Origin of the sequence: Streptomyces sp. NPDC057424, from assembly GCF_042803315.1 — a bacterium.
Lineage (GTDB): Bacteria > Actinomycetota > Actinomycetes > Streptomycetales > Streptomycetaceae > Streptomyces.
This window is the reverse complement of the sequence record NZ_JBHVCP010000039.1, coordinates 69,946-80,755: the sequence shown is the minus strand read 5'-3', so window position 1 is coordinate 80,755 and position 10,810 is coordinate 69,946. Positions and strand designations below refer to the sequence as shown.

General features: G+C 71.3%; 7 protein-coding genes and 4 pseudogenes. 5 read left to right on the top strand and 6 right to left on the bottom strand.

What is annotated here, in order from left to right; genetic code table 11:
• Positions 1–73: 73 nt before the first annotated feature.
• The 3 genes and pseudogenes from ACFU3E_RS26830 to ACFU3E_RS26820 form a co-directional block, all read right to left on the bottom strand.
• Positions 74–583, bottom strand: a complete 510-nt coding sequence (locus ACFU3E_RS26830; RefSeq protein WP_384163272.1) for a MarR family winged helix-turn-helix transcriptional regulator — start codon at positions 581–583, stop codon at positions 74–76.
• Between the two features lie 398 nt (positions 584–981).
• Positions 982–1,167, bottom strand: a complete 186-nt coding sequence (locus ACFU3E_RS26825; protein ID WP_384163269.1) for a hypothetical protein — start codon at positions 1,165–1,167, stop codon at positions 982–984.
• A gap of 33 nt (positions 1,168–1,200) precedes the next feature.
• A pseudogene (locus tag ACFU3E_RS26820) lies at positions 1,201–1,375 on the bottom strand (IS5/IS1182 family transposase); the annotation flags it as partial.
• 169 nt (positions 1,376–1,544) lie between these two features.
• Between ACFU3E_RS26820 and ACFU3E_RS26815 the strand changes: the two are divergent.
• The 3 genes and pseudogenes from ACFU3E_RS26815 to ACFU3E_RS26805 form a co-directional block, all read left to right on the top strand.
• Positions 1,545–2,084, top strand: a complete 540-nt coding sequence (locus ACFU3E_RS26815; protein ID WP_384163287.1) for an SMI1/KNR4 family protein — start codon at positions 1,545–1,547, stop codon at positions 2,082–2,084.
• Positions 2,085–2,278: 194 nt separating this feature from the next.
• A pseudogene (locus ACFU3E_RS26810) lies at positions 2,279–3,039 on the top strand (transposase family protein); the annotation flags it as partial.
• A 107-nt stretch (positions 3,040–3,146) separates the two neighbouring features.
• Positions 3,147–3,343, top strand: a pseudogene (locus ACFU3E_RS26805) (IS5/IS1182 family transposase); the annotation flags it as partial.
• Between the two features lie 97 nt (positions 3,344–3,440).
• Here the strand turns inward: ACFU3E_RS26805 and ACFU3E_RS26800 are convergent.
• The gene (locus tag ACFU3E_RS26800; protein ID WP_384163266.1) at positions 3,441–3,794 is read right to left on the bottom strand and encodes a hypothetical protein; all 354 of its coding nucleotides are present in this window, start codon (positions 3,792–3,794) and stop codon (positions 3,441–3,443) included.
• On the opposite strand from ACFU3E_RS26800, the gene ACFU3E_RS26795 reads away from it, so the two are divergent.
• Positions 3,675–4,190 carry a CHAT domain-containing protein gene (locus ACFU3E_RS26795; RefSeq protein WP_384163284.1) on the top strand — a complete coding sequence of 172 codons (516 nt, stop codon included), beginning with the start codon at positions 3,675–3,677 and terminating at the stop codon, positions 4,188–4,190. The genes ACFU3E_RS26800 and ACFU3E_RS26795 overlap by 120 nt on opposite strands.
• A gap of 795 nt (positions 4,191–4,985) precedes the next feature.
• Here ACFU3E_RS26795 and ACFU3E_RS26790 read toward each other — a convergent pair.
• Complete coding sequence (locus ACFU3E_RS26790; RefSeq protein ID WP_384163263.1) at positions 4,986–5,387, bottom strand: hypothetical protein; 402 nt, start codon at positions 5,385–5,387, stop codon at positions 4,986–4,988.
• A 12-nt stretch (positions 5,388–5,399) separates the two neighbouring features.
• On the bottom strand, positions 5,400–9,650 hold the full coding sequence (locus ACFU3E_RS26785; protein ID WP_384163260.1) for a CHAT domain-containing protein: 4,251 nt from the start codon (positions 9,648–9,650) through the stop codon (positions 5,400–5,402).
• 250 nt (positions 9,651–9,900) lie between these two features.
• Here ACFU3E_RS26785 and ACFU3E_RS26780 point away from each other — a divergent pair.
• Positions 9,901–10,266 (top strand): annotated as a pseudogene (locus tag ACFU3E_RS26780) (hypothetical protein); the annotation flags it as partial.
• Positions 10,267–10,810 lie beyond the last annotated feature (544 nt).

Here is a 10,810-nt window from a genome sequence, read left to right as displayed (position 1 = left end):
GGGCGGGGCCGCGCGAAAGCACTCGCCCGGCCCCGCCCCCTCAGCCCACGGGCAGTGCGCCGGCCGTCGCGGCTCACGACGTCGGCCGGCCGGGCTGCTTCGGCGCCCGCATGCCCGGCACCGGCGTCTGCCCGGCGGCCTTCCGATCCGCGTCCAGGGCCCGTCCGGCCGCCCGCAGCGTGCTGAGGACCGCAGTCACCTCGCGCACCGACTTCTCGGAAATCACCGACCCGATCCGCAGCTCCAGCTCGTCCTCGAAGACCTTCAACGCCCCGTCCACCCGCTTCCGCCCCTCGGACGTCAACTCGACGACCGAGGAACGGCGGTCGTTCGGGTTGGCCCGCCGCTCGCACAAACCCGCCGACTCCAGACGGTCGACCACCTTGCTCGTGCCGCCCACGGTGATCGAGAACTCCTCCGCGATGTCCTGGATACGCCGCCCGGGCCGACGCAACAGCAGATGGAGCACCTCGAACGAGGTCAGCGGCAGGCCGTGCTCCGCCCGCAACCGCCCCTCGATGCCATTCCACAGCTCGGTCTCCAGCGAGACCAGCTCCCGATACAGCTGCTTCAGGTCAGCCATCACGCATCTTCCGAAGAATTATCTTCCATAGATGATTAATGGTAGGTCATCGACGTCGGGCTCTCGGCGAACGCCGGGGTCCTGCGTCGGCGCGGGCCGGGCTGAGGCCGAAGACCTCAGCCGGTCGCCAACAGCAGGGGTCTTGCCGTGTGCCGAGCAGGGCCTGCGTCGGCAGGGGCGGACGCTGGCAGGGCGGTCGGCGAGTTCCTGGCGCAGGGGCTGTCCGTCGTGACCTGGTGCAGGGCGCCGATCAGTGCTTCGACGTCGGCCTTGAGGTGGGCGATCTCTTCGGCGTCCGCCGCTCGCAGTTCCCTCAGGCGCCGGACCTGCCGGCACAGCCGTTTCCCGCTGTCGGGGGTCTGCCCACGGGCGCGGACCCTGGCGTAGACGTCGTTCCTTCAGATCCAGGTGACGTCGAGGACAGGCATTGGGGGGACTTGGGCTTCAGCGGCCAGGGCGACGATGGTCGGGGCACCGTTGGACTGTTCGGGGGTTCCGGCCAGGATGCGCTCCATCGCGGCGCGGATGCCGTCGCGTTCGACGAGCGCGGGTGTCGCGAGCCGGCCTCCGGGGGGCGCGGTCACGGTGATGCGGGGCGGCTATGCCGCGGAGACGCTGGCTCGGTGGCGCAGGGCGAGGTTGGTGCGCCAGTGCGGCGACCAGCAGGACCCGGTCCTCCAGCGGCGGACTCCATGGCCGACCCTGGCGAACCGGGTCCGCGCCTTCACGCCGCAATGCGGTGATGAGCTGGGCGAACTGACGTGGAGCAGGAGGCTTGCTCGGGAGTACCATCTCTGCGAGGTCTTCCGGTCAGCACTCCGCAACGTGGCTTTTCTGCGCACACGCTCCGGGACTTCGGCGCCCGGGATCGACGCTTCGAACGCTAACCCCCGCAGTGGCGCAGTCGTAGGGGGCACCCGTCCAGAGGGGAAAGAGTGTGGTGGAGAGCTGGTCCCGTGTGATGAGTCTTCTTCGGCAGCACGCCCCAGCCGATCACGCGGATCTGCCTGGGCCCGCTACGGAACAGATGCTCGCGGCCGCCGAGAAACGGATGGGTATCTCCCTCCCCCAGGACCTGCGGGCGTGGCTGCTGCAGAACAATCTGGATCTTCCTGAGGAAGATGTGGACGACGATGTGGCATGTTGCGGCTTCGCCGGGTTCCCGGACGAGGGAAGCTTCTTTCTGGGTGTCCGGGAGATGGAGAAGCTCTACGCGAGCCGCCTCATGCCTGGTGGAGTCGCCCCTCCGGACCAGCCGGACACTACGTTCTGGCGTAATGAGTGGATCCCGTTCCTGTCGGACCAGGACGGCTGGACGGGAAAGTTCATCGACGTGCGGGACGGGCGTATCGGCAGGTGGTTCGTGGGTGAGATCACGATCACGGGCGACTACGAATCGCTGACTCACTATTTTGACTCCGTAGCGGAGATGCTGACGAAGATCGGCGATGGAAGACATCCGGTCTGTGAGGTCGCCGAAGGGCGACTCGTCTGGTCATGAGGTAAGAGCGCTCCCCCGGTTGTTCCGGTGGGCGCCTTTCATTGAGCATTCTCAGCGTGAGTACCGACGCGGTGCCGTGGGCAGTGAGCCCTTTCCAGCCTCCCGCGTTGGCTGGACAGTCGGCCTGACGGACGGGTGAAGCCCCTGGTAGATGGGTTTTCGACCAAGAGAACCGTCTCCACCAGAGGCTTCGAATGCTTGTCTACTCGTCCGGGGTCGACGTGTCCAGCTCTGACCTCCGCTTCCTCGCCGCCCGCCTGAGGGAACGTCGCCGCACCCTCGGCACCCGATGGCGGCGCCTGAGCGCGGGCCGACAGGCCCTACTCACCCTCGCTCACCTCCGCAATGGCCGGCCCTATGCCCAGCTCACGGCCGGTTTCGGGGTCGGCACCACCACCGTCTACCGGTACGTCACCGAGGCCGTCGAGCTCCTGGCTGCCCTAGCCCCCACGCTCGCCGAAGCAGTCCGGGCCGCGTCGATGAAGGCGTTTGCGATCCTGGACGGGACGCTTCCGCCGATCGACCGGATCGCCGCCGACCGTCCCTTCTACCCGGGCAAACACAAGAAGCACGGCATGAATGTGCAGGTCACAGCCGACCGAAGGGTCGTCTCCTGTGGGCTCCACCGGCCCTGGCCGGTACCGTCCATGCCGTCCGGGCCGCACGCGAGCACGGCATCATCAACGCCCTCGCCGAGGCCGGCATCAACTGCTGGGCAGACAAGGGCTACCAGGGCGCAGGCGGCACGGTCCGTCTCCCTTACCGTGGCCGATGGGACAGCCTTTCCACTGGCCCGCAGGCCGTCGATCGGTCCCATGCGAAGGTCCGGGCACCGGTCGGGCAAGCCATCGCCACCCTCAAATCCTGGCGGCTCCTCCGCAAGCTCCGCTGCTCGACGACCCGGATCACGAGCCTCGTCCAAGCCGTCCTCACCCTCCATCTGACCAGCTCAGACTGCGGATGGAACAGGCTCAGTGTGAGAGCAAAGGCCGCGACAGGCGGGGTCGGCATCCCGTTGTGGGGAGGTGCTCGACGTCTCAACCCCACGGTACGGGAGCCCTATTGGTGCCCTGTCCTGCCGCACTCGACCTGCCTCACGCCCTCGTCGAGTGGGTCACGATGCTCATCTCACCCGTGGGGGCGACCGACGGTGCGAACTCCCGGAGACGACCGCGGCGTCGGCGGCGGGCACGCCGAGGAACAGCAGCAGCGCCCACAGCCCGCTGCCCGCGGTTGCTCGGCGAGAGCCGCGCAGGGCGGGATGCCGTCCTTCCCGGGGCGGAAGGCGTCGGCGGGATGTGGTCCGATGGCCACGGCGTACACGGCCTCGAGGGCCACGCTCGCCGTGACGGGCTCTCAAGACCCGCTCACCGCAGTGGCGTTCACCGGGCACCGGGCCTCGCCACCGCTCGCGCACCCGCGGCCCCGGGCAGCGACGTGCCGCGCGCCCGTCGGCTGCCTGTCGCCGCGGCGGGGGAAGCCGTACGGCGGGGCGACGCCCTCTCCCGCGCCGAGACGGCCTTCGTATCGGCCGAACTGGAGCTGGAGCTGTGGTTCGCCCGGGAGTTCGGCGAGCAGGACGCCGACGCGGTGCCGTTCACCGAAGCCCGCCTGACCCAGGCCCTGCTGCTGGGCGGAAGCCGGACGGTGATCGCCGGCCAGTGGCGGGTGGCCGATGGCTCCGGAGCCGCGCTGTTCTCCGTCTTCCACCGCCAACTCGCCGGCGGACACGGCAGCGCCGCCACGCTGCACCCTGCGGCACGGGCGGTGGCGGGCAGGTCCCCTGACCGCCGGCACTTCTGCCACTGGGGCGCTTTCATCGCCGTGCCGTCTGGAGGTTGCCCATGGCGGACTCCTCCGCAGACTTCGTTGCTCCACCATCCGCATCACGAGCCTCGTCCAGGCCATCCTCACCTGCATCACACGAGCTCAACCCCAGATGGAAAGGGGCTCGATCACGGCCGCGGGGGGTCCGTGGGGTCCAGCCGGGCTGTGACGCGCGCGCCGAGTTCGTGGGCCGGGGCGGTGCGGTCGAGGTCGAGGCCCAAATGGTCGGCGAGTGCCCTCAGGTGGAGTCGGCAGACGGCCTCGGCGAGCTGCGAGTAGGCCTCAGTGGCGGCTCGGGTGCGGCGGTGGGCCAGCAGGGCGAGGGTGACCGCCAGCGGCAGTGCGGGCCACCACCAGACCACGAGCGGCGCGTAGAGCATGGCCCAGGCCGCCAGAGCGGTGGCGCGCTCCAGCGCCCGGCGGGCCTCGGACAGGGCGCCGCGATCGGCGTCCGGCAAGGTCAGCCACAGGGCGGGCCAGCAGATGGTCAGGTCCAGGTGGAGGTCGCGGCGCAGGCGTACCGCGACGGCGTTGATCCGGTCGCCGCACCAGGTGGGCCGGTCCGGTGCCTCCAGGGCGATGGCGTTCATGGCCTGTCGCGCGGCCAGGACGGCGGTGTTGTCCACCGGCCGGTTCAGCGACCTGGCGGTCACCAGCGCGTCCTGCTCGCGGTGCCATGCGCGGGATGCCTCGGTCCAGCGGGCGCGGCGGGCGTCGACGCGTCCCCGCACCAGCCCGCGCAGTCGCGTGCCGGGCAGCTCCCGCCATCCCGCAGCCAGCGCCGCTCGCTCCACGGTTCCACCGAGGGCCTGGGCGATGACTCCGGCGACCGCCGCGCCACCCAGTACACCGGCCAGCAGCACCACTTGGCCGCCGAGCGTGTCGGTGACCGGGTCGGCGGCCAAGTCGGTGATGCGCCGGACCAGGTACGGCAAGTCCAGGGCGTGGCAGTGCCCCGACGTGCGGGCCGCCGTCGCGACCGCCAGGTACAGGGCGCCCGGCAGCACGAGCAGCGTGAACCACCGCTCGGCGAACTTCTTGCCGAGTTCGGAGAGGAAGCCGGAGAGCATGTGTTCAGTGCGGCTTCCTGCGCAGCAGCGCGCCTGTGAGGGTGCACCGGGGAATGTCACCGGGGCAGGGGAGCCAGAAGCGGGCACAGCGGTCGCCCGGGCAGTAATACGCCGCGCCGCCCGAGCCGGTCCGCGGCTGGCCCGGGGGCTGGAAACCGGGCTCGCCCGCGCGCAGTCTGCCGTACAGGCCGCGGGCGTCGCCGGTGCCCTGGAGTGCGGCGTGCAGCACGTTCAGTGCGGCCGGTGTCGTGGTGTCCCTCGTGGTGACCGCCCGCAGCGCGTCGTCCAGGGGCGTCGCATCGGCGAACGTCTCCAGCAGGGCCGCGCGGATGGCCTCCGGGTCGGCGCACACCGCGGCCGTGCCCACAGCCACCAGTTCTTCCTCGGTCTGGGGATCGACGGTCATGTGCCCTCCGGTTCAGGCTCCAGCGTGCAGGTAGGACGCCCACAGGAACGGGACGCGGGTACGGTCGTAGGAGCCGGGCATGTCGTCTCCGTCGCGAACGGCACGCACCGCGGCGTGGAGGGCAAGGGCGGCTCGCGCCGGGTCCAGTTCGCCGCTGTCGGTGCGTAGGTTCTCGTAGAAGGTGCGGGCGACGGTGACGGCTATCTGGTCGTCGATCTCCCACAGCGTGCCGATGACATGCGGGAATCCTGCGAGCTGGAAGGCGGAGGCCAGGTGGATGGCCTCGTCGAGGGCTTCGGTGATGTCGGCGCCGGCTGTGCTGCACGCGGACAGGTAGGCGAGTTTGGCGCCGTCGAGGGCGACAGGAGCGAGGCCTCTGACGGTGAAGGGGTCGGCTTCGTGGTCGTGGAGCAGCAGCATGCTCCGGGAAGGGTCCTGGGGGTGGGTGCGGCCATGGCAGACGAAGTGGGCGAAGGCGCAGTCGGTGAGCTGGGCGAGAACGTTGGCCTTGGTGGGCAGTGCCGGGTTGGCGGTCCCCGCGCCTGGGTCCTCTCGCAGCAGGGTGACACCGGGCAGCAGGGCGCGGGCCGTCTCCGCCTCCTGGTCGGCGTGGTCCAGCTTGCCGTCGGGCAGCCCGGGAGTGGTGGGCATGGCGACGACGAGACCACGGCTGGAGCGGGATGGCCCGGTGGCCGCCCGTTCGTCCTGTTCCCGGGCGTGACCCAGCGCGCGCACCGTGGGCGTGTAGGAGGAGATGACGCGGTCCATGACGGTGCGTCTGCCGGGCCCCGGTTCGGTGTGGTGTCCGGCCGCGTGCAGCGGCAGCAGCCCCAGCAGGCCGCCGGGGACCCACCACACGCGCGGCCAGGGGTCGTCCGGTCCGGGTTCGCGATCGTGTCCGAGAGCATCGAGGACGGGCCCGGTCACGGCGTCCCACAGCCACTCCAGGACCCCGCTCATGGCCCGTTGGGCCTGCCGTCGCTGGGATGAGGCCGAGGCGCGCCAGCCGTCGGCCAGCGCGTCACGGAACGTGATGACCTGGTCGACCAGGATCTCTCCGACGAGATCGGGCAGTTCGACGTGGGTGATGCCGTCCCGGGTGAGGAGAAGGGCGTCGCATCGCTGGAAGCTGAGGTTGATGACGACCACCGAGTCGGTCCGGGCGGTGTGGAGCAGTTCATCGGAGCTGGGCGGCAGGCCGAACCGCTGGAAACCCGGCTGGGCGCGGATATGGGCGGTGAGCGCGGTGAACTCGCGTGCCAGCGGGGTGCGGTCGGGTGTGGCGAGGCCCTCGGACCCGGTCCCCAGATCGGTCATCATGACCGGCGGGAAGGCGGGCGCGGGGCTGTCGAGCAGTTCGCGCAGTTCGACGTACCGCTCGGCCAGCAGTGGGTGTTCGGCGCGGAGTTCGCTGAGGTCGCTTCGGGTTTCCAGCCCTTGGCTCAGCAGAACCGACCGTCCCGTCTCCAGCAGTCTCAGGGTCCGAACCGAGCGTTCCTGATCGGTGCCCTGGCCACTGGCGAGGACGAGCCCGCCGGCGGCGCCGGTCAGGCCTTCGAACTCGCTGACGGCGCGCTGCCGGTCGCCACGTTCCAGCTGTCGGGGGGCGACTTCGGGCAACAGCAGTACGGCGGCCTCGGCGATGTCCGCCGCCTGTTCCGGGTCGCTGTCGGAGAGGTGTCCGATCAGTGAGCGGGCGGCCCGGAGCCGGACCGACGCCGCCGCTGTGGGTGCGCCCCAGGCACGGAGCCAGGCCTGGGACACGGCTTCCCGGTCGGCAGGATCGCCGGAGCGGTCCGCGTGGTCGCCGAGGGCGAGGGCCAGGTTGGAGTACAGCACGGCGCGTCCGGGATCGTCCTCGGGGGTGACCGCCAAGGCCTCGTGGTACCGGGTGAGGGACTCGCTCAGGTCCGCCGGATCACCATAGGCGCCGAAGCGGCTGTGCAGCGCCTCCCCCAAGTTGGCGAGGCCCACGGCACGGTGGGGGTGGTCCTCGGGAGCGATGCGGACGGCCTCTCTGAGGGCGCCGACGGCGTCTTCGCAGTCCTCCCTGGCCCCGGACCTCTGGAAGCGCCGCCCCAGCGCCGTACCGAGCCCGGACAGGCAGGTCACCCGGCTGGGATGGCCGTCCGGGAGGGTGCCCACGGCCTCGCGCGCTGCCGTGATCGCCTCGTCCAGGTCGGCGGGGGAATCTGACCGCGCCGACAACTCCTGCAATCCGTACGCCAGGTTGGACAGGTGGAGCGCACGTTCGAGGTTGCCGTCGGGCATGGCCCTCGTCGCCTCGCGCAGCGCGGCCACCGCGTCGTCGAGATCGCTGCCCGAGCCGGTGATACCGAAGCGGTTCAGCAGCGCGACGCTGAGGTTGGACAAGTGCCGTCCCCGGTACAGATGATCGGCCGGAGTCTTCGTCACCGCGTCGCGCAGGGTGTGTACCGCGTCGTTCAGATCGCCACGGGAACCGGTCCTGGTGTACCGGGCCTGGAGGGCCGCCCCGAGGTTGGACAGCATTTGCCCCAGGTTCACATGACCGGGTGGTGCGGCGCGCACCGCCTCACGTGCGGCGTCCACCGCCTCGTCCCCGTCGTCGGGAGGGCCGCCGCGGGAGTAGCGGGTGTACAGAGCCAGGGCGAGATTCGACAACCGCTGGGCGCGCAGGAAGTGCCCCTCGGGGGTGGCGGCTGCGGTTTCCCGCAGGGCGTCGACGGCCTCCTCCAGAAGCCCGCGCCGGCCCGTGACAGCGTGGAACGCCAGCGTTGCCGTGCCGAGGCCGGACAGTCGGCTCGCCCGGTCCGGTTGCTCGCCGGGGGCCATGTGGATCACCTGGCGCGCGATCGTGACGGCTTCCTCCAGCATGGCCGGATCACCGAGCGCCAGAGACCGGTGGACCAGCACGCCGGACAGGTTGTGGTGGAGCAGGGCACTGTCCGGGTCGTCTGCATCCGCCCGCGACGCGGCCCGCCGTATCACGTCGAGGGCTTCCTCCAGTTGCGGCAGCTGGTCGGTCCGGGTGGCCGCCGACTGAAGGATTGTGCTCAGGTTGCCGAGGACGAGGAGACGGTCGGGGTGGCCGTCGGCGGTGAGCCGCTCCGCCTCGCGGGCCGCCCTGACGGCAGCCGCCGTATCGTCCTGGGAACCGGTGATCTCCGCACGGTCGCAGAGCGCGGTGGCCAGGCCGGACAGACGCCAGGCACGTTCGGGGTCGTCGGCCCCGGTGGCCCGTACCGCTTCGGTCAAGGCTACGACGGTGCGGTGCACATCGGCCGGGTCGCCGGTGCTCAAGGCCAGCATGCGCACCGCGAGGGCATGGTCGGAGAGCCGTCCGGCACGACCGGGGTCGCCGACGGGGGTGATCTGCACCGCCCGGTCGAGGACATCGACGGCTCTGCGTCCGCTGTCCAGGTCACCGTGGTCGTTCAGGCGGGTCTGCAGCAGCGTGCCCAGTTCCTCCAGCAGCAGCGGCAGACCGGGGTCATCGTCGGCGGTGAGCCGTACGGCCTCCTCCAGCGCGTCCACCGCCCCGTCGAGGTCCCCGGCCCGGCCGTCCTCGACGTACCGGCTGTTGAGTGCGGTGCCCTGCAAGCGGCGGAAGACCGGCCGGTCCGGGTGGTCTTCCGGCAGCCGGTCGACGGCCTCGTGATACGCGTCGACGGCGCGGTCCAGGTCCGCCCGCGCCCCTGAGCGGTCGTAGCGGAGCCACAGACACAGCGCCAGGTTGAACAGCGCCCCAGGCCGGGCGGAGTGTGTGCCGGGCGCCGCGGCGACGGCTTCTTCCAGAGTCTCCACGGCCCGGCGCAGGATCTCCGGGTCCTGGGTGTGCACGGCCCGCCCCCGCAGGGCGGCACCGAGGTGGAGCAGGCATCCGGGCCGGTCGTCGTGGTCGGGACCGAGGTCGGCGACGATGCGCTGCCACAGGGACACCAGGGCCGGTGTCACACCCTCGGCCTCGTCCAGTGCGGCGTTCAGCTGTTCCATCGCATCGGACGCCGCCGCGGCGGCGAGGTGCGGCACCAGGACGTCCGGCAGGTCGCCGACCCCGCCCAGATAGCAGGGCACGAATGCCCGCGCGACCGACTCCAGTTCCTCCTGGTCCGCGCCCGCGGGCAGGGCGTCGTACCGGTACCAGTGCAGCCAGCCGAGTGTGTGCAGCGCCCGGAGATCCTTCTCGCCGCCGTCGAGGGATTCCCAGACCCTGCGAGCCTCGTCCAGTACCTTCGGCTCCAGCACGGACCGGGTGTCACCGGTGCGTCTGGCGCGTGCCACCCGCCGCGCGATCCGTTTCAGCGCCCTGCGATCCATCCCGCCCCCCGGCCAGCATGCCCGAACTGTGCTGTAAGCGTATAGAGTTCGGACGTGTCCGGCAGCAGAGTACGGCGCTTGGGGGCAGGGGAAGCGCGGCGGCGTTGAGTGGACCACCGCCCGCACCGCACTGGCCGACCCCGCGCCGCCCACCCCCGCACGCACCCCCGCAACCTGGGAGCGTGTGTTCACCGTGTCGATGGCCGCCGACGGCACCGTCCTCCCCTCGACCTCCGTCCTCAGCACCGTCTTCGACACGTACGTCCAGCAGGGCGAAGCCTGCGACTGGTCCACCGACACCGAGCCGGACTTGGGCAACCGGGCACGAAGAACGCCAACGGCGCCCCGAGCACCGCACGGTCCTTCATCGCCTGGGGAACGGCCCCGCGCGCGGACGCCCTGGTGACCAGCGCAGAGCCCAGCCTGTGGAACCTCCATTCGGGCAACACCGACCGCAGGGCCCAGCCCTGGGAGGTCTGGTCGGCCGGCAAGGCCTCGGTCTCGAGCCGCTGGGCGTCCCAGCCCACCCTGCACACCCAGCGCGCGACGTCCACCGAGACCAAGGGCAATCCGAAGTGCGGCGCGGGCGGCTGGAGGCCGCCAGGGCAACCGGCCACGACGCGCACCTCGTCGCGAGCGGAACGTCAACACCCGCTGGGAATACGGCCAGGACTGCTGCGGCAGGTCGTGGTCCTGTACTTCGCCAAGAGCGGCCAGGCCAAGGAGATCGAGGCCCGCATCGGTGAGGACGACTCCTGGGGTCTCACCCTCGCCGAGACCGACCCGGCCGAGGCGACGGCCGCGCCCACGTGGGCCCCGCCGAAGCCGGGCGGGTCCGGTTCCCGCACCTCCGGCGCCCCGTCCGGGAGTGAGCGGTCACCTGCCCCGCAGTACCCCTCGAGGACCGCACTCCGAACAATCGGGGTGCGGTCCTCCGTATCTCATGGATCGTGGTGGTCTTTGCAGCGGAAGATCGGCCGACTACTCCTGGAGCACCGCCACGGCAATGGCTGCCCCCGTGGGGCCGGCCGCGGGTTGTCGGGGGGCGGGGGCCCCCCCCGCCCGGCCCCGCCGGGGGGGCCCCGCGGGGCGGGGGGCGCCCCCGCACCCCCCCCCCCCACCCC